Origin of the sequence: Actinoplanes sp. NPDC026619 (assembly GCF_040638295.1) — a bacterium.
In the GTDB taxonomy this organism is placed as follows: domain Bacteria; phylum Actinomycetota; class Actinomycetes; order Mycobacteriales; family Micromonosporaceae; genus Actinoplanes.
The window spans coordinates 394,871-416,754 of the sequence record NZ_JBEZYA010000002.1; the positions used below are offsets into that span (position 1 = coordinate 394,871).

The 21,884-nt window shown below is 70.9% G+C and carries 21 protein-coding genes; 8 read left to right on the top strand and 13 right to left on the bottom strand.

Annotated features, from left to right (window positions below; translation table 11 throughout):
• Positions 1-484 precede the first annotated feature (484 nt).
• The 4 genes from AB0E90_RS06995 to AB0E90_RS07010 are packed head-to-tail and all read left to right on the top strand — an operon-like array spanning position 485 to position 5,697.
• Positions 485-2,500 carry a hypothetical protein gene (locus tag AB0E90_RS06995; protein WP_360400501.1) on the top strand — a complete coding sequence of 672 codons (2,016 nt, stop codon included), beginning with the start codon at positions 485-487 and terminating at the stop codon, positions 2,498-2,500.
• Positions 2,497-4,275: a hypothetical protein gene (locus tag AB0E90_RS07000; protein WP_360400504.1), complete on the top strand. Its 1,779-nt coding sequence runs from the start codon at positions 2,497-2,499 to the stop codon at positions 4,273-4,275. The genes AB0E90_RS06995 and AB0E90_RS07000 overlap by 4 nt, the downstream gene beginning before the upstream one ends.
• On the top strand, positions 4,272-4,499 hold the full coding sequence (locus tag AB0E90_RS07005) for a hypothetical protein (RefSeq protein WP_360400507.1): 228 nt from the start codon (positions 4,272-4,274) through the stop codon (positions 4,497-4,499). The genes AB0E90_RS07000 and AB0E90_RS07005 overlap by 4 nt, the downstream gene beginning before the upstream one ends.
• Positions 4,500-4,521: 22 nt before the next feature.
• Positions 4,522-5,697: a hypothetical protein gene (locus AB0E90_RS07010; protein ID WP_360400510.1), complete on the top strand. Its 1,176-nt coding sequence runs from the start codon at positions 4,522-4,524 to the stop codon at positions 5,695-5,697.
• A 54-nt stretch (positions 5,698-5,751) separates the two neighbouring features.
• On the opposite strand, the gene AB0E90_RS07015 is transcribed toward AB0E90_RS07010, so the two are convergent.
• Positions 5,752-8,295, bottom strand: a complete 2,544-nt coding sequence (locus tag AB0E90_RS07015; protein WP_360400513.1) for an ABC transporter permease — start codon at positions 8,293-8,295, stop codon at positions 5,752-5,754.
• A 70-nt stretch (positions 8,296-8,365) separates the two neighbouring features.
• Positions 8,366-9,124 (bottom strand): ABC transporter ATP-binding protein, encoded by a 759-nt coding sequence (locus tag AB0E90_RS07020; RefSeq protein ID WP_360400516.1) that lies wholly within the window; start codon positions 9,122-9,124, stop codon positions 8,366-8,368.
• 142 nt (positions 9,125-9,266) lie between these two features.
• On the opposite strand from AB0E90_RS07020, the gene AB0E90_RS07025 reads away from it, so the two are divergent.
• Both AB0E90_RS07025 and AB0E90_RS07030 read left to right on the top strand, forming a co-directional pair.
• Complete coding sequence (locus AB0E90_RS07025) at positions 9,267-10,454, top strand: histidine kinase (protein WP_360400519.1); 1,188 nt, start codon at positions 9,267-9,269, stop codon at positions 10,452-10,454.
• Positions 10,451-11,089: a response regulator transcription factor gene (locus AB0E90_RS07030; RefSeq protein WP_360400522.1), complete on the top strand. Its 639-nt coding sequence runs from the start codon at positions 10,451-10,453 to the stop codon at positions 11,087-11,089. Before AB0E90_RS07025 ends, AB0E90_RS07030 begins: the two co-directional genes overlap by 4 nt.
• On the opposite strand, the gene AB0E90_RS07035 is transcribed toward AB0E90_RS07030, so the two are convergent.
• The 7 genes from AB0E90_RS07035 to AB0E90_RS07065 form a co-directional block, all read right to left on the bottom strand.
• A complete protein-coding gene (locus tag AB0E90_RS07035) occupies positions 11,082-13,181 on the bottom strand; it encodes a bifunctional polysaccharide deacetylase/glycosyltransferase family 2 protein (RefSeq protein WP_360400525.1) in 2,100 nt (699 codons plus the stop codon). The genes AB0E90_RS07030 and AB0E90_RS07035 overlap by 8 nt on opposite strands.
• Before the next feature lie 9 nt (positions 13,182-13,190).
• Positions 13,191-14,255 carry a glycosyl hydrolase gene (locus tag AB0E90_RS07040; protein ID WP_360400528.1) on the bottom strand — a complete coding sequence of 355 codons (1,065 nt, stop codon included), beginning with the start codon at positions 14,253-14,255 and terminating at the stop codon, positions 13,191-13,193.
• A gap of 7 nt (positions 14,256-14,262) precedes the next feature.
• Entirely contained in the window at positions 14,263-14,505 is a 243-nt protein-coding gene (locus AB0E90_RS07045) for a hypothetical protein (RefSeq protein ID WP_360400531.1), read from the bottom strand.
• Between the two features lie 136 nt (positions 14,506-14,641).
• Positions 14,642-15,790, bottom strand: coding sequence for a glutathione-independent formaldehyde dehydrogenase (locus tag AB0E90_RS07050; RefSeq protein WP_360400534.1), 1,149 nt, complete (start codon positions 15,788-15,790; stop codon positions 14,642-14,644).
• Positions 15,791-15,854: 64 nt separating this feature from the next.
• Positions 15,855-16,127 (bottom strand): hypothetical protein, encoded by a 273-nt coding sequence (locus AB0E90_RS07055; RefSeq protein ID WP_360400537.1) that lies wholly within the window; start codon positions 16,125-16,127, stop codon positions 15,855-15,857.
• A 20-nt stretch (positions 16,128-16,147) separates the two neighbouring features.
• Positions 16,148-16,699, bottom strand: a complete 552-nt coding sequence (locus tag AB0E90_RS07060; protein WP_360400540.1) for a DUF305 domain-containing protein — start codon at positions 16,697-16,699, stop codon at positions 16,148-16,150.
• Positions 16,684-17,451, bottom strand: a complete 768-nt coding sequence (locus AB0E90_RS07065; protein ID WP_360400543.1) for a lytic polysaccharide monooxygenase — start codon at positions 17,449-17,451, stop codon at positions 16,684-16,686. Before AB0E90_RS07065 ends, AB0E90_RS07060 begins: the two co-directional genes overlap by 16 nt.
• 168 nt (positions 17,452-17,619) lie before the next feature.
• Here AB0E90_RS07065 and AB0E90_RS07070 point away from each other — a divergent pair, with 168 nt between their 5' ends.
• Positions 17,620-18,123, top strand: coding sequence for an FBP domain-containing protein (locus AB0E90_RS07070; RefSeq protein ID WP_360400546.1), 504 nt, complete (start codon positions 17,620-17,622; stop codon positions 18,121-18,123).
• A 54-nt stretch (positions 18,124-18,177) separates the two neighbouring features.
• Here AB0E90_RS07070 and AB0E90_RS07075 read toward each other — a convergent pair whose 3' ends face one another.
• The 3 genes from AB0E90_RS07075 to AB0E90_RS07085 form a co-directional block, all read right to left on the bottom strand.
• Complete coding sequence (locus AB0E90_RS07075; RefSeq protein ID WP_360400549.1) at positions 18,178-19,077, bottom strand: aminoglycoside phosphotransferase family protein; 900 nt, start codon at positions 19,075-19,077, stop codon at positions 18,178-18,180.
• Entirely contained in the window at positions 19,064-19,438 is a 375-nt protein-coding gene (locus AB0E90_RS07080; protein WP_360400552.1) for a nitroreductase/quinone reductase family protein, read from the bottom strand. Before AB0E90_RS07080 ends, AB0E90_RS07075 begins: the two co-directional genes overlap by 14 nt.
• 66 nt (positions 19,439-19,504) lie before the next feature.
• Positions 19,505-20,713, bottom strand: a complete 1,209-nt coding sequence (locus AB0E90_RS07085) for an FAD-dependent oxidoreductase (RefSeq protein ID WP_360400555.1) — start codon at positions 20,711-20,713, stop codon at positions 19,505-19,507.
• Positions 20,714-20,787: 74 nt separating this feature from the next.
• On the opposite strand from AB0E90_RS07085, the gene AB0E90_RS07090 reads away from it, so the two are divergent.
• Positions 20,788-21,357: a TetR/AcrR family transcriptional regulator C-terminal domain-containing protein gene (locus tag AB0E90_RS07090; RefSeq protein WP_360400558.1), complete on the top strand. Its 570-nt coding sequence runs from the start codon at positions 20,788-20,790 to the stop codon at positions 21,355-21,357.
• On the opposite strand, the gene AB0E90_RS07095 is transcribed toward AB0E90_RS07090, so the two are convergent.
• Positions 21,349-21,753, bottom strand: coding sequence for a VOC family protein (locus tag AB0E90_RS07095; protein WP_360400561.1), 405 nt, complete (start codon positions 21,751-21,753; stop codon positions 21,349-21,351). The genes AB0E90_RS07090 and AB0E90_RS07095 overlap by 9 nt on opposite strands.
• Between the last annotated feature and the right edge of the window lie 131 nt (positions 21,754-21,884).

The following is a 21,884-nucleotide window of genomic DNA, read 5'->3' on the forward strand; positions in this document are numbered from 1 at the left end:
TTTCGTCCGCTGCCCCGCGGTTTCGCGCCGCTGATCGCTACGAGGAAACAACACTTGTCCGACATCGTACGTCGAATGTCGCCTTTGCCCGGATCGCGGGCCAACGTCACCATCGCGGCCGGGCCGCCGGAGCCGGTTGGCCGAGGGGCCGCCCGAAGCGGTAAATTCCGCAGACCGATGCGGTCGATCCGGGCTGCCGATTGTCGCGTAAGGCTGGACCTATGTCGCTGCGTCCGTTCCGCCGCGGAACGGGAGAATTGCCGAGCCGTGGCCTGGTGGCCCGGACGATCGTGCGTGAGCAGCGCGGCTCCCGCAAGAGGACCAGGGTCAGGTTCCGCCGGAAGGCGTACGCCTCCTGACCGGTCTTCTCCGCGCCCGCCCGCAGATACCCTCGACAGGAGTAACGACTTCGTGAACCACCGCCGCTGTTTCCGTGAGGGCATCTCGCCGGCGATGGTGTCCCGGCTCGAGAAGGCGGTGCGCCGTGGGCGCTGAGAATCGGCCGGCCGGCCGCGTCTACGGTGCGTCGTCGCCGCAGACGTCCGAGGCCGACTCCGCCGGGCCCCAGTCCCCGGAGGCAAAGGCTCCCGACGCGAAGTCCCCGCAGGCGGCGCCCGGCCGCCCGAACGTGCCCACCGTGCCCGGCAAGCCGGCCGTCCCGACGGTTCCCGGCCGGCCGGACGTCCGCTCCGCCGTCATGACGCCGCATCACCCGCAGCCGGACCGGAAGGCCGAGCCGAAGCCGCCCGGCCGGGTCTACGGCGCGCAGGGCCCGAAGCCCACCGAACCGGCGCCCGCCCCACCCCGGCCCGCCCCGTCCGGACCGGCTCAGTCAGGGCCGGCGCAGTCGGGGCCCGCCCAGTCCGGACCGTCTCAGACCAGGCCTGGCCAGCCCGGGGCCGCCCAATCCGGGCCCGCCCAGGCCAAGCCCGGCCCACCCCGGCCCACCCCGGCCAAGCCCGGCCCCCCGCCGGGCCGCGTCTACGGCGCCCAGCCGCCGTCGTCTGCCCAGCCGCAGACCGGCCAGCCGTCGTCCGGCCAGCCGTCGTCTGCCCAGCCGCAGACCGGCCAGCCGTCGTCCGGCCAGCCGTCGTCCGGCCAGCCGTCATCTGGCCAGCCGAGGCCGGCCCAGCCGCCGTCAGCCCAGCCCAGGCCGGCCCAGGCCAATCCGGAAGGTCCCAAGCCTGTCTCTCCCGGCCGGGTCTACGGTGCGCAGGGCCCGAAGCCCGCCGAGCCGACGTCCGCACCGCCCAGGCCGGGCGTGAACGAGCCCTCCGGCCGTGTCTACGGCGCCCAGCCGCCGGCCGCCGCCAACGGGGCCCCAGCCAAACCCGGCGAGGCCAAATCCGCCAGCCGGGTCTACGGCGGCCAGCCGCCGGCCGCCGCCAACGGGGCCGCTGCCCCGGTCAAGCCCGACAGCCGCGTTTACGGCGCGCCGGCGCCGAAGGCTGCCGAGCCGGCGCCTGCCCAGCCCAAGCCCGACGAGGCGAAGCCGTCCGGCCAGGTCTACGGCGGCCAACCGCCGGCAGCCGCCAACGGCGCCGCCGCCCCGGCCAGGCCGGACGAGGCCAAGCCCGCCAGCCGCGTCTACGGCGCACCGGCGGCCGAGCCGACGCCCGCCCAGCCCAAGCCCGACGAGGCGAAGCCTTCCGGTCAGGTCTACGGCGGGCAGCCGCCAGCCGCCACCGGCGCCGCTGCCCCGGCCAAGCCCGACGAGGCGAAGCCCGCCAGCCGCGTCTATGGCGCACCGGCGCCGAAGGCCGCCGAGCCCACCCCGGACGCGCCCCAGCCCCCCGCGGGCGTCTACGGCGCCCAGGCGTCGAAGGCCGCCGACACGGCGCCGGCCAAGCCCGACGAGTCCGCGCCGTCCAGCCGCGTCTACGGCGCTCAGGCGCCCCCCGGCGCGGCGAAGCCCGTGTCAGCGAAGCCCAGCCCGGCGGTGCCGACCATTCCCGGCCGGCCGGCCTCCCCCTCGGTGCCGATGGTTCCCGGCCGTCCGGCCTCGCCGGCGCCGCAGGGCGCGCCGCCCGAGCAGGCGATGACCGAGATCCTGGTGACCGACGCCCCGGCGCCGGGGCGGAAGAAGCCGGACGAGAAGCCGGTCGCGCAGGCGCTGACCGAAATCCTGGTGGTCGACGAGCCGCCACCGGACCCCCGGCGCGCGGTGCAGATCCGCAACCTTGCCATCGCGGCGCTGATCGTCTCGGTGGTGGTCGGCCTCGGCACCGCCGTGGACGTCGACTTCCCGGGCCGGATGGCGGTCACCGTGCTGTGGGCGGGCATCGTGCCGGGCTGGGTCGCGGTGACCTACATCGGTTTCCGCGACCGTTTGATCGAGCTGGTCGGCTCGGTCGCGCTGAGCATGTCGATGGGCGTCCTGCTGGCGATGACCCAGTTGCAGTCGCACGCCTGGAATCCACGGCTCTGGGTGGCCGTCTGGGCCTTCCTCGCCGCCGGGGCGGCAGTCCCGCACATTCTCCGGAAGGGCCGTAACCGGTGACCGTCTACGCAACCGGTGTGCGCGAGACGCCACTGACCAACTCCGGCCCGATCGCGGCCACCGGGCACGCCTGGCGTGACCGGGAGACGCTGATCGCCGCCGGCACCACGCTGGTCGGCCTGATCCTCTGGATCATCGGCTGTTTCGGCGTCCACCCTCGTAACGCGAACGGCTGGGGCTTGGCCTCGGTGCTGCCGTGGACGATCTGGGCCGGTCTGGTGATCACCGCCGGCGGCCTGGCCTGGGCGATCCACCACCGGCTGGCCCGCGAGCAACTGGCCGGCACGCTGGTGATCTTCATCTTCCAGATGTTCGGCCTCCCGCCGCTGACCGAAGGCTGGGCGCGCACCAGCACGGCCTGGGTGCACCTCGGCTTCATCGACCAGTACGCGACGTTCGGCGAGAGCGCCAAGAACATCGACGCCCGGTTCAGCTGGCCAGGGTTCTTCTCCTGGTGGGGCATGATGACCGACGCGGTCGACGTGCACCGGCTGGCGCAGGTGGCCAACTGGTGGCCGCTGGCCTGCGCGCTGCTCACCGCGGCGCTGGTGTGGCGGCTGGCCCGCGCGCTGGACGTGTCGCAGCGGGCCGCGTGGTACGCGGCCGCCCTGGTCAGCGTGCTCAACTGGATCGAGCAGGACTACTTCTCGCCGCAGTCGGTCGGCTTCATGCTCTCGCTGGCCGTGGTGACGCTGCTGCTGTCCGAGCCGCAGCAGCGCCGGGGCCGGGAACGCGCCGGCAGCCTCATCCTGGTGATGTTCTTCATCGGCGCGATCGTGCTGACCCACCAGTTGACGCCGTTCATGCTGGGCTCGCAGCTGGTGATGATCCTGATCGTCCGGCGCAAGACGCGCGGCCTGAAGGGCGTGTGGGCGGCGATCATCGTGCTGGCCGCCGCCGAGCTGACCTGGTTCGTGCTCGGCGCGCACGAGTTCTGGTCCGGCCAGGCGCTGAAGCTGCTCACCGACAACTTCGGCAACGTCGGCGCGTCGGTCGGCGTCAACCTCACCGACCGGATCGTCTCGGTCGACCCCGGCATCGCCGCGATCCGCAAGCTGCGCATCGTGTACTTCCTGTTCACCCTGCTGCTCGGTGGCATCGGGCTGCTCCTGCGGCTGATCGCCAGCAAGGCCGGCTGGCGGCTGTGGAAGGCCGGCAAGTCGTTCTGGCTGCCGGCGCTGCTGATCGTGGCGCCGTTCCCGGCGGTGGTGCAGAGCTACGGCGGCGAGCTGTTCCTGCGGGTGGCGCTGTTCGCGATGCCGGTCTGCGCGGTGATGGGCGGCGAGGTGCTCGACCGGCTCAGCTCGTGGAAGCCGAAACTCGTCTTCGTCCCGATCGCCGGGCTGGCCGCGCTCGCCTGCACGCTGGTGCTGGTGCGCGGCGGCAACGACGGTTTCGCGTACATCTCCGGCGACGAGGTCAAGATCGTCGACGCGGCCGTCGCGGCCACCCCGCGCGAGGGCATCCTGATGTTCGCCATGGACCAGGGCCCGGAGCGGCCCGAGGCGGTGACCACGATCCAGTGGGGGTCGGTGGGCGGCGTGTGCGGCGAGAACGCGAACCTCAGCGACTGCGCCGCCACGCAGAACGCGGCCACGGTCGTGGTGACCAGGTCGATGGTCAAGTGGGGCGAGCTCGGCGAGGGCCGGCCGGCCGACTGGGCCCAGGTCGAGGTGACCAAGCTGGTCGCGGACGGCTACTACCGGGTCCTGACCCAGAACCGCGACGGCATCGTCCTGGTGCGGACGTCGACCGGAGAGGTGACCACGAATTGATCGAGGCCCTGAACATCATGTCCGGCGTCCTGTTCGTGCTGGTGCTGGCGCTGGCCACCGGCCGCGGCGTGGTGGCCGAGCTGAACAACGACCCGGCCGGCCGGATCACGTCGGCCACCCCTCGGCAGCGCCAGCTCCACCTGGTCGCCAAGATCCTGCTCATCGTGCTCGGCGCGGCTCTGGTCGTGTGCCTCGTCCTGCGGATGTATGTCGAGCTCCGCTGAGCGCGTCCGGAGGGCTCTCGTCGTGGCGTTGTCGCTGGTAGCGCTCGGCTCGGTGCCGGCCTCGTCGGCGCCACGCACGGCGCCACCGGTGCTGGGGGTCACGCACACCCAGTACACCGCGGACGGCGCCGGCGCGGCGGACCAGCAGGCCCGCGACTATCTGGCGTCGGCGCCGATCGCCGGCAACCAGCACCTCATGGGCTGGGGCGCGCTCAACCCGGAGCCGTCGCCGGGCGTCTTCGACTGGAGCACGCTCGACCACCGGATGTCGCTGCTGCGCGAGACCACCGACGATCCGACGCTCACGCTGTGCTGCGCGCCGGACTGGATGAAGGGCGGTCAGGCCGGCCAGACCGACTGGGACCAGATCGAGGTGCCGCCGGCCGAGGCGCATTTCGACGACTTCGCCGAGCTCGCGGGCGCGGCGGCGCGCCGGTACCCGTACGTCAAGAATTTTCTGGTCTGGAATGAATTGAAGGGTTTTTTCGACACCGAGCGGAACACCTGGGACATCGAGGCCTACACCCGGCTCTACAACAAGGTCTACGCCGCGGTGAAGAAGGCGAACCCGCAGGCCCGGGTCGGTGGCCCCTACCTCGTGATGATCTCCTGGGGTGAGGATCAGTCGGCGCTGAGCGGCGCCTGGGGCGCGGTGGAGCCCCGGATCGTCGAGGCGATCGACTACTGGATGAGGCACAAGGCCGGCGCCGATTTCATCGTGGTGGACGGCTCCAACGCGACCCGCGACGAGCAATTGCCCGGCGGTGATGCGGCGGCCACCGCCAAGTTCGGCGACATCACCCGCCAGCTGCGGCAACGCACCGGCCTGCCGGTCTGGTGGGCCGAGGTCTACCCCGAGGTCGACGGCGGGGAGCTGCCCGCGTCGTCGCCACGCCGGGCGGCGATCGCCCTGCTCGCGCTGGCCCGGATGGTCGAGGCCGGCGCCGAGCGAGTGCTGCTCTGGCAGCCGCAGGCGGACAGCACCTTCGGCTCGGTGGCGCTCTGGACCGACACCCGAGCCGACGGCGGTGGCGAGCTGCTGCCGCTGGCCGGCCCGTTCGCCTGGCTGGCCCGGGCGGCGCAGGCCCGCCGCCCGATCACCACCGACTGGAGCGACGACACCGTCCACGTCAGCGACGGCCGGTTCAGCGTGTCGATCAACGCAGCCGACGGCAAGGTCACCTACGGCGCGACGTGAGGCCGATCCCCGGCCGCCGGGGGCAAGCAGGCGGCCGGGGATCGGGGCTTCATCTCACTCGGTGCCGAGGGCGGCCACCGGGCTGACCCGGGCGGCGCGCCGGGCCGGGAGCACGCCGGCCGCCGCGGTCAGCAGGACGAGGATCAGGAAGACCGCCGCGAGCTGGGCGACCGGCAGGCTGAGCGGCGCGTTCACGCCGAGGGCCTTGACCAGCAGCCAGGCGTACGGGACACCGAGCACCAGCCCCAGCGCGGCCCCGATGACGCCGTAGAGGGCGGATTCGGTGGTCAGCATGATCCGCAGGCCACCGCGGGAGAGGCCGACCGCACGCAGCAGCCCCGACTCGCGGACCCGCTCGACCACCGACAGCGCGGTGGTCGTGCCCACCCCGACGACCGCGATCAGGACGGTGAGCCCGATCAGGCCGAGGGCGATGCCCAGCAGCACGGTCAGCTCCTTGTCGATCTCGTCGCGCTGGTCGGCGAGGACGTCGATCCCCCACTGGCCGCCGGCCGCCGTGTTGGCGTCGGTCAGTGCGCGCCGGCCGTCGGTCCGGCCCTGTTCGCCGCTCTTCGTCGCGTCGGCCAGCAGGCCGGCGTAACCGGGAGCGGCGCCGAGCGCGGTCAGGTCGGCCGGGTCGAGCACGAACGCCGAGCCGAGCGGCGCCGAGTCGGGCAGTTTTGCCACCACGGTCAGCTTGCTGACCTTCTTGCCGTTGCTGAGCGTGGCCTGGTCGCCGACGCGCAGCCCGGTGAGGTCGGCGGTGAAGCCGGAGATGACGACCTTGCCGGGGCCGATATCGGCCAGGCTGCCGGCGACCACGTCGAGCTTCTTGAGCTCGGGCAGCGCGCCGATGTTCAGGTCGTTGGCGTTGAGGCCCTCGACGTTCGTGCCGCTGACCTTCACGTCGAGCCGCCGGTAGGGCGTGACGTTGGCCAGTTCCGGCCGGGCCTTGAGCTGGTCGACGGCGGCCGCGGTGATCAGCGGGTCGCCGTGCGCGGTCAGCTCGTAGTCGGCCGGCGCCGACGATGCGGTCTCCCGGTCGGCGAGCAGCCGGATCGACGCGCCGCCGACGAGGGTGCCGGCGATCAGGGTGACGCCGAGCGCGACGACCACGCTGACCGCGGCGGCCCGGCGGGGCGCACCGCCCACTCCCCCGGCGGCGAGCCGGCCGACCGGGCCGGAGCGGCGGATCGGCATGCCGAGGACCGCGAGGACCGGCCGGACCAGGGCCGGGCCGAGCGCGATGAGGGCCAGGAAGGCGAACCCGCCCGAGGCGACCACGGCCAGCATGTTGCGCGTGGCGTCGTAGTCCTTGGGGTCCCGGCCGGGCAGGTTCTTCGCGACGTACGCGGCGAGCAGCACCGCCACCGCGGCCAGCAGCAACCCGGCAGCCCAGCGCAGCTTGCCGATGTCCGTGCGGCTGCCGGTGGTGCCGGCGCCACGCAGCGCCTCGAGCGGCGACACCCGGCCGGCGGTGAACGCGGGCGCCACCACCGCCACCATGGTGATCACCACGGCGAGCACGATGGTGCCGAGCGCGGGCATCAGCGGGAAGCCGGGCGACTCGATCTTCGGCCCGAACGCGCGGGCCAGGGCGGGCACGAGATGGCCGGCGCCGAGCGCGAGCAGCACCCCGACCGTGCCGGTGGCCAGGCCGGTCAGCGCGCCCTCGATGGCCAGCGACAGGCTGACCCGGCCGCGGCCGGCGCCGACCGCCCGCAGCAGGGCGAGCTGGCGCATGCGCTGGGCGAAGACGATCCGGAAGGTCGACGCGGCGACCAGCCCGGCCGCGATGACCGCGATGGCGACGAAGATGGCGATCACCTCGAAGAGGCTGTCGACCTGGTCGGCCTTCTCCCCGGCCTCGGCCAGCCGGACGGAGGCCCCGGTGGCGACCGCCGGCTTCTGACCGTCCTTCACCTTGGCCGCGCCGGCCGCCACGATGCTCTCGATCTGATTGCGGACGCCGTCCGAGTCGGCGCCCGACCCGAGGCGGAGGTCGATCCGCTGCAGGCCGGGGTCCGCGATCAGGGCCGAGACGGAGCTTTGCGGGGCGTACGCCTGGAATCCGTAGTCCTCCGGGCCCTCGACCGTGCCGACCACCGTGAGGGTCGCCGGTTTGATCGGTTTGCCCTGGTCGTCGTACTGGAACGTGGCCTTGGTCGCGCTGCCGACCTTCAGCCCGAGCCGTTCGGCGGTCCGCGCCGTGATCGTGATCTCTCCCGGCGAAACAGCCTGCCGGCCGCTGGTGAGCTTGATGACCGACAGCGGCCCGGCGCCGCTGTCGGCGGAGACGTTGAGGTACTCGCTGCCGATCTGGCCGCCGGCATCGAGCCGTCCGGCGGTCTCGGCCACGCCCGGGATCTTGCCGATGGCGGCGAGCTCGGCGGTGGTGACGGTGCCGTTGTTGATCACCAGGTCGACCGCCTCGGGCGTGCCGGACAGGCCGTTGAGCACGCTGCGCTCGGTGATCGTCTGGGCGAGCACGGTGGCGTAGACGACGAACGACACCACCAGCACGGCCAGGCCGGTGAGCAGCAGCCGGGCCGGGCGCCGCGAGACGCCCCGCAGCTGGGTGCGCAGGACCGCGTTCATTGCTTACCTCCGCTCCGCGGATCGGCGCTCATCCACCGTCGTGGTCCGGGTCGTAGCCTCACCGCTGCGCTCATCGGTTGACCGCCAGCGCCTGCAGTGCCTCGGTGACCGACGCCAGGCTGGGCGACTGCACCTCGCCGGCGACCCGGCCGTCGGCGAGCAGCACGACTCGGTCGGCGTAGGCGGCCGCGGACGGGTCGTGGGTGACCATCACGACGGTCTGGCCGAGCTCGCGCACCGAGTTGCGCAGGAAGAGCAGCACCTCGGCGCCGGAGCGGGAGTCCAGGTTGCCGGTCGGCTCGTCGGCGAAGACCACCTCGGGCCGGGAGGCGAGCGCGCGGGCGACGGCGACGCGCTGCTGCTGGCCGCCGGAGAGCTCGCTGGGCCGGTGGCTGAGCCGGCCGGTGATGCCGAGCGACTCGGTGAGGTGGGCGAACAGGTGCCGGTCGACCTTGCGGCCGGCCAGCTCCAGCGGGAGCAGGATGTTCTGCTCGGCGGTGAGCTGCGGCAGCAGGTTGAACGACTGGAAGACGAAGCCGATCCGCTCCCGCCGCACCTTGGTGAGCACCCGGTCGGACTGCCGGGTCAGGTCCGTTCCGCCGAGCAGCGCCTGCCCGGAGGTAGCGGTGTCGAGGCCGGCCAGGCAGTGCATCAGCGTCGACTTGCCGGACCCGGACGGCCCCATGATCGCCGTGAACTGGGCGCGGGTGAATCCGACGGTCACCCCGTCCAGGGCCCGCACCGCGGTGTCGCCGCTGCCGTAGACCTTCACGAGGTCGACCGCCGCGACGGCGGCGAGGGTGTCCTGGGCCGCCAGTTGGGTCTGCATGTCCCACTCCGATACGTCGATGTCGATGTCGACGCCGAGTCTGCGGGTAGCCGGCTGCCTCGCACATCTGTCGCCAGCGGGGAACGTGGATCTGACTTTCGGCCGATGGGAGCCAGTTGACCTGCCATTACGCTGGGTCACGATGCAACCGAATCCGAATCGTCTTGTGCTGCTGCGCCTCGGCCAGATCAGCGCGCTGGGGATCATGGCGATCCTCGGCCTGATCGACGTGTCCCAGGGCCGCCTGCTCACCGGCCCCGGCGGCGAGGCGGGCGGGCTGATCCGCATCCTGCTGGCGATCGGCGCCGCGGCGGTGTGGTTGCCCGGGCACAAGCAGAACTCGACCGTCCTGCCCAAGGCCGCGATCTGGCTGAGCCTCGCGTCGATGACGGTGACGTTCACGGTCGGCGTCACCAACTCCGACTACGCCGCCACCTGGGGCCTGGCCGAGTCGCTCGCCCTGCTCGGCGTGATGCTGGTGGTGGCGCGCCGGGCCGCCCCCGGCTGGGCGGTCGCCGCGGTGATCACCACCGGCGCGGCGGTCAGCTTCCTGCCGCTGCGCGGTGGCCGCGGTGCGGAGTACGTCATCTTCGGCCTGATCCAGGCGCTGGCCGCGGCCGCGGCCCTCGGCATCGGCCTCTACCTGCGCATCCTGGAGAGCTCACGGCAGCGGGCGGTCGATGCGGTCCGCGCCGAGCAGCGGGCCGAGTTCGCGCGCGACCTGCACGACTTCATCGCCCACCACGTCACCGGGATCGTGGTGCAGGCGCAGGGGGCCCGGTTCATCGCCGAGCAGGACCCGAAACGGGTGCTGCTGGCCCTGGAGCAGATCGAGGCGGCCGGCGCGGAGACGATGGCGTCGATGCGGCGGATGGTGGGCGTGCTGCGCGACCCGCAGACCAAACCGGATGCGCCGCTGGCCCCGGTCTCCGGCGTCGGCGAACTGGGCCAGCTGATCGATCAGTTCACCGCCGCGGGCGGCCCGCACGGCCGGCTGCACCTGGACGGCACCATCGACGGCATCCCGGTCGAGGTGTCCACCTCGGCCTATCGGGTGGTGATGGAGGCGCTGACCAACGTGCGGCAGCATGCGGTCGGCACCCGGGTGGTCGACGTGTGGGTGCGGCGCACCCCGGAGTGGCTGCTGGTGCGGGTCGCGAACGACGGCACGGCACGCCCCGCCCGGCCGGGCGAACGGTCGGGGTACGGTCTCGTGGGCCTGACCGAACGGGTCCGCGCGGTCGACGGCCGCATCTCGGCCGGCCCCGGCATCGAGGGCGGCTGGGTCGTCGACGCCGCATTTCCGCTCAACGCAAAGGTAGTTTCGTGATTCGCGTTCTGATCGCCGATGACCAGGCCATGGTCCGCACCGGATTCGGCATGATCATCGGGGCGCAGCCGGACATGGAGGTCGTCGGCGAGGCGGCCGACGGCGTCGAGGCGGTCGCGCTGGCCCGCAAGCTGCGGCCGGACGTGGCGCTGTTCGACATCCGGATGCCGAAGATGGACGGTCTCGAGGCGCTGCGCCTGCTCGCCGGGCCGGGCGTGGCCGACCCGATAAGGGTCGTCGTGGTGACCACGTTCGACCTGGACGAATACGTGCATCAGGCGCTGCGCAACGGCGCGGCCGGCTTCCTGCTCAAGGACTCCGGGCCGGCGCTGCTGGTCGAGGCGGTCCGGGCCGCGGTCGTCGGCGACGCCCTGATCAGCCCGTCCATCACCGTACGGCTGCTGGAGCATTTGTCGCCGCCGGCGCCGAAAGGCGACGACGCCGGTCTCTCCCCACGTGAGCTCGAAGTGGTGAAGCTGGTCGCGAAGGGCCTGACCAACGCGGAGATCGCCACCCAGCTGTTCATCTCGGTCGGCACCGTCAAGACCCATCTGGGCAGCGTGCAGACCAAGCTGAACGTGCAGAACCGGGTGAAGATCGCCGCGTGGGCCTGGGAACGCCGCCTGGTCAGCTGACCTTCTCGCCGAGCCCTGCTTTCTCACCCAGCAGGGCGCCCAGCCCGCCGGTGCGGCGCAGCTTCTGCCAGCCGAGCCGGATGCCGCCGAGCGCCGCCAGCACCGACTGGATCAGCACCAGGTACATCAGCTGGCGGTAGACGAACTGCTGCAGCGGCAGCCGCCACAGTGGCCGGAGCGACTCCTTGTCCAGCCGGAACGCGTAGATCGTGCTGAGAGCCTGGATCGCGAGCATGCCGAGCCACGCCGCGAGGGTCTCGACCGGGTTGAGGAAGAGCAGGCCGTAGATCAGGAAAACGTCGATCAGCGGGGACAGCAGCGGCAGCACGGTCTGGAAGATCGCCAGGTTGAGCAGGCCGCGCCGGCCGAACGTGCCCTTCTCGACGATCGCCCGGCGGTGCTTCCACATCGCCTGCATGGTGCCGTAGCTCCAGCGGTAGCGCTGCCGCCACAGTTGCGGCATCGTCGCCGGGGCCTCGGTCCAGGCGCGGGCGTGCTCCTCGTAGACGACCCGCCAGCCGGTCCGCAGCAGTGCCATCGTCAGGTCGGTGTCCTCCGCCAGGGTGTCGTCGGACAGGCCGCCGACCTGCCGCAACGCGTTCCGGCGGAAGGCGCCGACCGCGCCCGGCACGGTGGCCATGCACTGCGCCACGTCGTAGGCGCGCCGGTCGATGGAGAAGCCGACCACGTACTCGATGTGCTGCCACAGGGCGACCATGGTGGTGCGGTTGGCGATCTTCGCGTTGCCGGCGACGGCGCCGACGCGGGGATCGGCGAACGGCTGGACCAGCAGGCGTACGGTGTCCGGCTCGAACACCGTGTCGCCGTCCATCATGATCACGACTTCGGTGCCGGCGTTGGCGATGCCGGTGTTGAGCGCGGCCGGCTTCCCGCTGTTCGGCTGCCAGATGACGGTGACGTTGGGCAGGGCGAGCGACTCGGCGATCTCCGCGGTCCCGTCGGTCGAGCCGTCGTCGACGACCACGATCCGGATCGGGTGGGTGCTGGCGGCCAGCGATCTCAGGGTGTCGGCGATGCACTCCTTCTCGTTGTAGGCGGGCACCACCACCGTCACCGGCTTCGTGTAGAGCGGCCACTTTCTCGAAGAGCGGGCGTGCCGGCGGCCGAGCACCAGGACGATCAGCAGCCGGGCCACCGTGAGCAGGCCGACGATCAGCAGCAGCGCGGCGAACCAGGCCGTCACGTGCCGGGCCACCCGCACCGCGCCGACCAGGCCGACGCCCAGCGCCCGCTCCTTCGCGGTCGCGGCCGGGTTCACCGTGCTCATGCCGGTGAGCTTGGCGACCGTGGTGAACGTGTAGCCCTCCTGCTGGAGCTCCGGGATCACGGTGGCGAGCGCCTCGGCGGTCTTCGACCGGTCGCCGCCGCCGTCGTGGAACAGCACGATCGCCCCGGCCCCGTCGGCCGGCAGCACCGCCTTCTCGATGTCGGCCATGGTGGCGCCCGACTCCCAGTCCCGGCTGTCCAGGTCGTTGACCACGGTCAGGTAGCCGCGGCCGCCCATGTCGGACATCACCGCCCAGTTGCTGTTGTCCAGGGCCTTCACCGTCGACGAGTACGGCGGCCGGAACAGCACGCTCGAGATCCCGGCCGCCCCGGCCAGCGCGAACTGGGTCTCCTGCATCTCCACCTCACGCCGCCACTCGTTCTTGGTGGACAGATCAGGATGGGTGTAGGTGTGGATGCCGATCTCGTGGCCCGCGTCGTGCACCCGGCGCACCAGATCCGGGTACTGGCTGATCTGCGAACCGATCATGAAGAAGGTGGCCGGCACGTCGTACTCGGCCAGGACCTTCAGAATTTCCGGGGTGTACTTCGGATCGGGGCCGTCGTCGAAGGTCAGCACGATCTGCTTCTTGCCCGCGCTGACCGTGCTCGTGGTCGACCCGTCGGTCTGGATGATCGGGCCGCCCTTGAGCGCCGCCGACGGCACCTCGTCGGTGTCCGAGGTCGAGGCGACCGCGCCGTCCTGGGTGAACTCGCCCAGGACGATGCCGTTGACCACCAGGATGCTGGCGAACAGGGTGACCACGACGGCGAGAACCACCCATCGCGGCTTGGCGATATTCACAAAAGATCCTTATTCCGCGTACGTCGCGAAGAGTTTGGTGAAGGCGTAGTCCGACTGGGCGATGCCGCTGCAGGAGCCGCTCACGCTGCCGTCGGCGCAGTCGCCGTTGTCCCGGTTGATCGACCAGAAACGCACGAACGCGAGCCCCTTGCGCTCCGCGTAGCCGAGCACCGTGCGGGCATCGGCCACGGTGGTCACCGGCCCGGTGTCGTTGACGCCGATCATCGGGGTGATGCCGAGCATGGCGTACAGCTGCTTGTCGCTCTTGCCGCTCCAGACCGTCGCCAGGTCGTCGTGCACGGCCTCCATGGCCGCGGTCATCGCCGTACCCCAATCGCCGTCCGCCCCGAAGTTCATGGTCATCGCGTTCACCGTGACCGTGAGCCCGGCCTTTTCGATGCTGCGCAGCAGCGCGAGGCCATCGGCCGTGAGGCCGGCCGCGCCGTCACCCACCGGCAGGGTCAGCGTGATCGCGGTCTGCCGGCTCTTCTGCAGCCTGGCCAGCGCGGCGACGACGGTGGTGGCATTGATCGGCCGTTCGATGTCGACGTCCAGATGATTGCTTCCGGCAACATCGAGCGCTTCGGTGTACGCCGTGGCCAGCGCCGCCGCGGAGCAGACGCTCTCCAGGTACGTGCCGGTGGCCCCGCCGGTGGCGACGACGATGTCCCCGCCGATCTTCTTCAGCCGGGCCGCGACGGTCTTGTCGGTGAGCGCGACCGTGCCGTCCCAGGTCGGCGTGCAGGTGCCGGCCTGGTCTGCGACCACGAACGCGACCACGAAATCGGTCAGGCCGGTCTTCTTCTTGACGTCCGCGATGTCCGCGGTGTCGCTGACGATGTCGACATAGGGCGCGACCAGCGGCGGTGCGGCTACCTCTGGTTTCGGAGACGCGCCGGCCGACGGACTTACCGATGGGCTTCCCGACGGCGATGGGCTTGTCGACGGCGTTTCGCTGGTCGTTGCCGCCGTGGACGGGCTCACGACCGGCGCGGCTTCGCTGACCGTGCTGTTGCAGGCCGCGGCGGCTCCGGCCAGGAGCAGGGCGGCGGCCGACGTGACGAAACGGTTCATGGCGGCCTCAGCCGCCGTTCCTCGCCTTCGCGGTCGTCGTCGCCGCGGGCGTGCCGTGCACCGTGCCACGGGTGGTCAGGCCGGTCTGCGGCGCCTGCAGCACGCTCACCCCGACGACGCCGATATAGAGCACCGCGGCCGCCGCGGCGACCATCCCGGCCACCGCGAGCAGCCGCCGCCGGCGCCCGCTGGTGTCGACGAACACCTTCTGATCGTTGGGCGCATTGAGCCTGGTCGAGGCGTAGAGCATGCCGTTTCCCCTCTGGTTGCCAGCGTGCTCACGACGCTAGAAACGCAACCTGAGGAACAGATAAGCCTGTTCTCAGCGCACTCTGTGCAAAGACCTACCGGCCGTGGCACGGATCACCACGGCCCACAGGTCGTTATCAGGCCTTGCCGGGGTGCAGCACAACCTTGGTCCAGCCCTCGTCGCGGCCGTCGAAGTGCACGTAGCCCTCGGGCGCCCGGTCGAGGGTCAGCTCATGCGAGACGATGAACGACGGATTGGCCCGCCCCTCGGCGATCAGGTCGCGCAGCGCCCGGTTGTAACGCTTGACCGGGCACTGGCCGGTGCCCATCGTCTGACCCTTCTGCCAGTGCAGGCCGTAGTCGAAGGCGAGCTGACCCTTCTTGGCGAGCTTGTCCTTGGCCTTCGGATCCGCCGGCACGTAAACCCCGACGACGCCGATCTGCCCGGCGTAACGAACGGCCGCAACAAGCTGATTGAGTACGAGGTTGGGCTGCTCGTTCCCCTGCGGGTCGTGCGCCTGGTAACCGACGCACTCGCAGCCATTGTCGGCGCCGAGGCCCTTGGTCTCGCCCAGGATGTATTCGACCGGGTCGACCACCGAGTCGTCGATCGGGATCGCGCCGATCTTCTCGGCCAGCGCGAGGCGGTCCGGGTGCCGGTCGACGACCCAGACCCGGCTGGCGCCGCGGAGGACGGCGGAGTAGGCGGCCATCAGCCCGACCGGGCCGCCGCCGAAGATCACCGTCTTGTCGCCCGGCCGCACGCCGGCCAGCTCGGTGGCGTGGTAACCGGTCGGGAAGATGTCGGCCAGCATCACGTAGTCGGTCTGCGCCTCCCAGGCGTCCTCGCCGAGGCGCAGGCAGTTGTGGTCGGCGTACGGCACGCGCAGCAGCTCGGCCTGCCCGCCCTGCCACGGCCCCATGTCGGCGAAGCCGTAGGCGGCGCCGGCCAGCTTGGGGTCGGGCTGGGTGGTCAGGCAGTAGTTGGTGAGGCCGCGCTCGCAGTTCCCGCAGAACCCGCACGAGACGTTGAACGGCAGCACCACCGGATCGCCGACCTTGATCTTGTCGACCGCGGTGCCGACCTCGATCACCTCGCCGAGGTTCTCGTGCCCGAAGACCCGGCCCTTCTCGAAGCTGGTGCGCCCCTCGTACATGTGCAGGTCGGACCCGCAGATGTTGGTGGTGGTGACGCGGACCAGGACATCGGTGGGACGTTCGATCTTCGCGTCCGGAATGTCCTTCACCGTGACCTTGCGCGGCCCCTCGTACACGACAGCTTTCATGGCTTACCCCCCGTTGGTCGGACGACCTCAGGGTTCCCGCCCCAGCCTCCCCAAAACGGATTTATCACGAAATTGGAAGCCAGTACCGGCGGGTGCCCTTCCGTACGTCCTCGACGATCCACCGATAGGTGCAGTGCACCCAGCCCGGCTCGACCGGGGCGGTCACGTCCTCGTCGGCATGCAGGCGCGCGATCCAGCGGGCGAAACCCTCGGGCGTGTCCACCTCGTCGGTGGTGCGGAGACCGGCGCCGTCCTGATGAACGCCCCGGCCCCACTCCTGGCGCGACTCCAGCCAGGCGTCGTACAGGCGGGTGGTCGGCTTGATCAGCTGCGGCATCCGACCACCCTGGGCAGGGTTCAGCCGCCGGCGGCAGCGAATTTCAGGAGACGCTGGATCTGGCTCTGGCGGCGGGTGGTCACGGTCGCGGCGAGGGTACGGGCGGGCGGATACGCTCCGCCGGACTCCTCCATCCTGGACGTCTCGACACAGTTGCCCAGGTGACCCAGGAGCAGGCTCACCGCCGTACGGTCAAATGTCCTGGTGTCCGAGCGCAGCTCGCCGATGTCGGACGGCCGCAACATATGCAGCTCGCCGTGCCCCGCGTGGGCCCCGGCTTCCGGATCCGCGGTGAGCGGCTGCTGCCAGCCGAGAAGCCAGCGCCGCATGGTGCCGTCCTCCTCGCGCCACTGGGCCCGCAGCTCTGTCGCGACTTTTTTGACCTCGACATCACCGGCGCGCTGTTCGGCCAGCTCGGCCACCTGGTCACCCTCGGCGATCTGCGCGATTCCCATCTGCAGGAACATCACGTCGACGTCGTTGAACAGGGGCGGGCCGGCCGCCGGCTGCTGTTCCGAGCAGCCGGCGACCAGCGCCAGGATCAGCGCGATCCGGATCAGACGGCTTGCCACAGGGCCGGGACGTTCGGCGGCTCCCAGCCGGCCAGCGCGGTGTGCGCCTGCCGGCAGCGGTACGAGGCGCCGTTGTAGGTGACCACGTCACCGACCTTGTAGGCGGTGCCGGCCGTCCACGTGCCGGTGCTCGGCGGCGCGGTGGTCGGAGCCGTCGTCGGGGCGGTCGTCGGCGGCTTGGTCGTCGGGGCGGTGGTGGGGGTGGTCGTCGGCGGCGTGGTGGGCGTGGTGGTGCTGCCGCCGCCGATGTTGAGGTCGACGCAGGAGTAGAACGCGTTCACCGTGTCCGCGATGTTCCACCGGGCGAGCACCGTCTGCCGGCCGGTGAAGCCCTTCATGCTGACCGTGTGCGACTTGGTGGCGCCCGGCTGGGCGCCGCCGTCGTTGAAGCTGGCCAGCAGGGTGCCACCGATGAAGTACTCCCACGTGGTGGTGGAGTGCCGGGCGGTGAGCACCCAGTTGAACGTGACGGTCTGGCCCACACTCGCGGCCGGCCACGCCTTGGAGGTGTCGTTCAGCACGGTGAACCGGCTGCCGCCGCCGTTGCACTGGGTCGAGCCCTTGGGCGCCTCGACGCTCTGCGGCTCGTAGACGATGTCGCCGCAGTTGGCGACCGCGCCGCTGGCACAGTTGGCCTGGCGGCTGGGCGGGGATGAGATGTAGCCGTGGGCCGAGGCGGGGGCCACGGCGACCAGGAGCGAGGCGACGATCGCCGCGATGCTCAGGGCGGGCAGGGTGAACCTACGTCTCATGAAGGACTCCTTGGGGGTAGTTAGCTCTTCATGGGCGGGGGCGGCGTTCACCCGAACATAAGTTAAGGATTGTTAACAGTAAATAGACTTAACGAAGTTTTTCGATACGTCACTACTGAGCCCCTTTATTGGGCTGCCGGTCGCCGGATGATCCGATACGTTCGCGCGATGGAACCACTCACCGAGCAACAGATCCGCGCCAGCTTCGTCAACTGCAGCAAGGGCGAGGCCGGCCGCATCAAGATGCCCGCTGACCTGGCGGTTCTCCCCTGGAACAACCTCGACTTCGTCGGCTGGACCGACCCGGCCGCCCCGCAGCGGGCGCTGATGGTGGTCCCGATGGACACCGGCCCGGTCGGCATCCTGCTGCGCCGCCCCGACTCCCGCCGCACCAGCGCGATGCGCTCCAGCATGTGCCGCGTCTGCCTGACCGGCCACACGTCCGACGGTGTCACGCTGTTCGTGGCCCCGCTCGCCGGGGCGGCCGGCCGCCAGGGCAACTCGGTCGGCGACTACATCTGCTCCGACCTGGCCTGCTCCCTCTATCTGCGCGGGAAGCGCCAGCCCCGGGGCCGCCTGATCCGCCACGAGGAGACGCTCTCCCTCGACGAGCGCATCGACCGGGCGATGACGAACCTGCACGGCTTCGTCAAACGGATCGTCGCCGGCTGACGCCCGGCCGGGCCCTGTGGTGGGTCATGCGACGCACCTCGCCGGTTGCGCTGATCAGGCTTCGGTGAACGGCGTCAGCAGGCGCTGGCAGCGTTGGGGGTCCTCCGTCAGGCCTGCGGTCAGGGACCACAGCCAGTAGTCGGTGGTGCGGTAGATCAGGCAGTCTCGGGCTTGGTCGCGGGTGAGTTCGGCGGCGGCCACTGCCGACTCGAAGTTTTGGAGAATGTCGGTCGGGGCCGGCATCTCGTCTATTCGGGTCCACAGCAGTCGGGCCAGGTCGTAATCGATGTCGCCGCGCATCAGCACCGGGTCTACCGTCAGCCAGGGCTCCCGGGTGCCGCGGAGGATCTGCGCCGAGTGCAGGTCGCCGTTCACCGCCAGCTGGGACTCGGTCCTTGCCAGGCTCGCGCCGGCTTTCAGCGCCCGGTGCAGGGTGGTTTCGGGGAACGGGCGGCCGTGGCGCTCCCATTCCGTCGGCAGCGTCGGCAGTCTCTTCGCGATCACGTCTGCGGTGTTCGGGGCTTGTTGCGGGGCCTTGATTGCCAGGCGACGCATCATTCGGCCGAGGATGGGGATGGCCTCGGTTACCGGCAACGTGTGCAGTGATGCGCCCAGTTGCTCCAGCAACATCGCGCCGCCATTGACGTCGGCGTCGATCAGTTGGACGGTGCCTCGGCCGTTCCAGAAGCGCAAGGCCTCCGCATGGGCGGCCACTGCGGGGCTTGGGGGCTCCAGGCGCAGGACGAGACGTTCGCCGGCTCGGGTGACCGGGATGATCGCGGCGTTGGAGCCGTGGGTCATCTCGCCGGTGATCGTCAGGTGCCAGCGCTCGCCATAGGTGCGGGCTCGGCCCGGCAGCTCATCGAGCCAATCCGTGCCCCCTCGCCACCAGCGCGGCATGTCCCGGAAGGACTGCGGGACGGTGATTTCGGCGCCGTCCTCACTCCCCCGCATCGGCCGGTGCTAGCCGCACGTCGACCGTGACCCGGCCCCGCTCGTCGCGCCGGGCCACCGCGTGGCCTTGCCGGTCGACCCCGTCCAGCCGTACGGACAGGGGGCCGCCGTCGCGGAGGAAGTTGCGCCACCAGGTCTTGGAGTCGGGCATCGCCACCGTGATCAGGATGCCGTCGGCGGTTCGCCGGTAGCCGATCGGGATGGTGAAGGTCCGCCCCGACTTGCGGCCGGTGTAGGTCAGCATCGCGATCCCGCGGCCCACCAGCCGCCCCCACCGCGGCGAGACGGTCAGCCGGGCGACACAGCCGTTGACCACCTTGACGAACCGCAGCCGCGACAGCCCTTGCTTGACGTCACTCATGGCCCCGACGATAGCGATCCCCCGGTCGCCAGCCGGCAAAGTGAGAGCAGTGCACCGATGTTTGCCTCACTCGTATTTCGGCAGTTGCCAGGCGCCGCCTCGGTCCTCCGTCGACAACCTCGCCACCAGGTCGGGGATGCGCAGGAAGCTGGCCAGCGCGGTGGCGTCGAGGAACGCCTCCACTCCCAGCCGGCTCGTGGGCATGCCCAGCTTCAGCAGGTTCGGCTTCACCCCGGCCTGGATCGCGTCGACGAACGGGCGCAGTGTGGTGTCGTAGTTCGCCAGCGCGCGGGGCAGGTCGCGTGGGTTGCGGTTGATCTCGCCGGCCAGGACGTAAGCGCCGACCAAACCCCCGGAAATGCCCATTCCGCTGTACGGCGAGGCGCAGTGCGCGGCGTCGCCGACCAGGACGACGCGCCCGTCGGACCAGGTGTCCGTGCGCACCTGCAGCACTTCCTGCGAGTAGAAGCTCGGGGTCGTCGCCATGCCGTCGATGAACCGGTCGGCCTGCCATCCCGCGTCCCGGAAGCGGGCGGCCCAGAACTGCTTCTGCCGGTCGGTGGACTCCCGGTGGACGGCTGAGGCTTCCGCGGACTCCTCCCGCAACACGAAGTAGGCCTGGGTGTCGGCCGGGTTGTGGCTCCGGCGCATGATCATGCGGCCGGCGGAGGCGAGGTACGTGTCGCGGATGTTGGTGTCCGACGCGATGCGCGGCACGAACCAGTAGGCCATGTGGATGCCCACTCGCCAGTACGGCTCGGGCGAGCCGGCCGGCTGGATCGCCCGGCGAACGCGCGACCCCTGCCCGTCCGCCCCGACGAGGAGGTCGAACTCGCCGGACGAGCCGTCGGAGAAGTGTGCGACGACGCGTTGCCCGTCCTGCTCGAAACGGTCGGCGCTGACGCCGAAGACGTACTCGGCGTCGTCTTTCGTCGCATCGTGGAGGATGCGAACCAGGTCTCCGCGCATGATCTCGTACTCGGACGTCAGGGACTGCCGGCCGCGCCCGGAGGTGTTGGCCATGATCGTCGCCCGCGCCCGGCCCCTGGCGTTCACGAAGGCGACGCCGGCCTCGTCCACCAGCCGGCTGCGGACCACGTCGAGCAGGCCCATCCGCTCGATGGCATCGATGCCCTGGCCGCGAAGGTCGACCTGGGCGCCGGTGTCTCGCAGCCCGGGGAAACGTTCGACGACGGTGACCCGGTGGCCACCGCGAGCGAGCCAGTAGGCAAGTGCCTGACCAGCGATTCCGCCGCCACAGATGAGGATCTTCATGTCGTCCACCCCAAAATCTATCGGTGATAGTTGACCCGCTTTACACGGTCACCTATCACCGATAGATTGTCAACGTGACCAAGCTCAACCGGGAAACCGTCATCGCCGAGGCGCTCGATCTGCTCGACGAGGTCGGCCTGGAGTCGGTCAGCACGAGGCGCCTGGCGAGGCGGCTCGGTGTCGAGCAGCCGTCGCTCTATTGGCACTTCGGCAAGAAGGAGGAGCTGCTCGCCGCCATGGCGGAGGCGGCCATGCTGCCGCACGCGGCCGCTGCGCTTCCGTCGCCCGGTGACGACTGGCGTGACTGGTTCCTCGACAACCACCGCGACTTCCGGCGCACCCTGCTGATCCGCCGCGACGGCGCCCGCCTGCACGCCGGGCTGCTCCCCGGGGCGGCGGACCTCGGCCGGATCGCCCACAAGATGGCGTTCCTGATCGGTTCCGGCCTGCCCGAGCGCGACGCGCAGATGGCGATGCTCGCCGCGAGCCGCTTCACCGTCGGCAGCGTCCTGGAGGAGCAGGCCGAGGCCGGCGCACTGCGCGACGCCGAACTCCCCAGGATCGACCACGACTCGGCCTTCGAAGCCGGGCTGGCCATGATCGCGGACGGCCTGGCGCAGCGAGCACGGGCCGCCTCAGACTGAGGGCTCGCGCGGCGGCTGGAGCACGCAGAACTCATTGCCGTCCGGGTCGGCGAGCACGTGCCAGACCCAGCCGTACTCGTCGAGGGGATCGGTGGTGACGCGCTGGGCGCCCAGGGCCACCAGCCGCGCGACCTCGACGTCGAGGTCGGGGACCCGGAGGTCCAGGTGCAGCCGGTTCTTTCCGGACTTGGGCTCGGGCACCCGCTGGAGCAGCAGCTCGACGCCGTTGCCGTCGGCCGGCATCAGCTGCTGGTAGCGACCCGGTGAGCTCGGCTCCGCCCGGTAGCCGAGCACGCCGCACCAGAAGGTCGCCGACCGCTTGAGGTCGAAGCAGTCCAGCACGACCGCCAGCTCAACATCGTCTCGCCCGCCGAAGCGAGCCGGTCCACCGGTCATGACAGCACGCCCTCGGGTCGTAAAGCCTTCAAGAAGGACAGGAAGTCGTCCCAGAACGTGCTCTGGTCGGGCAGGTCGAACATGTGGCTCCCCGTGGTGCCGGACAGGTTCGCACAGGATGGCACGTTATG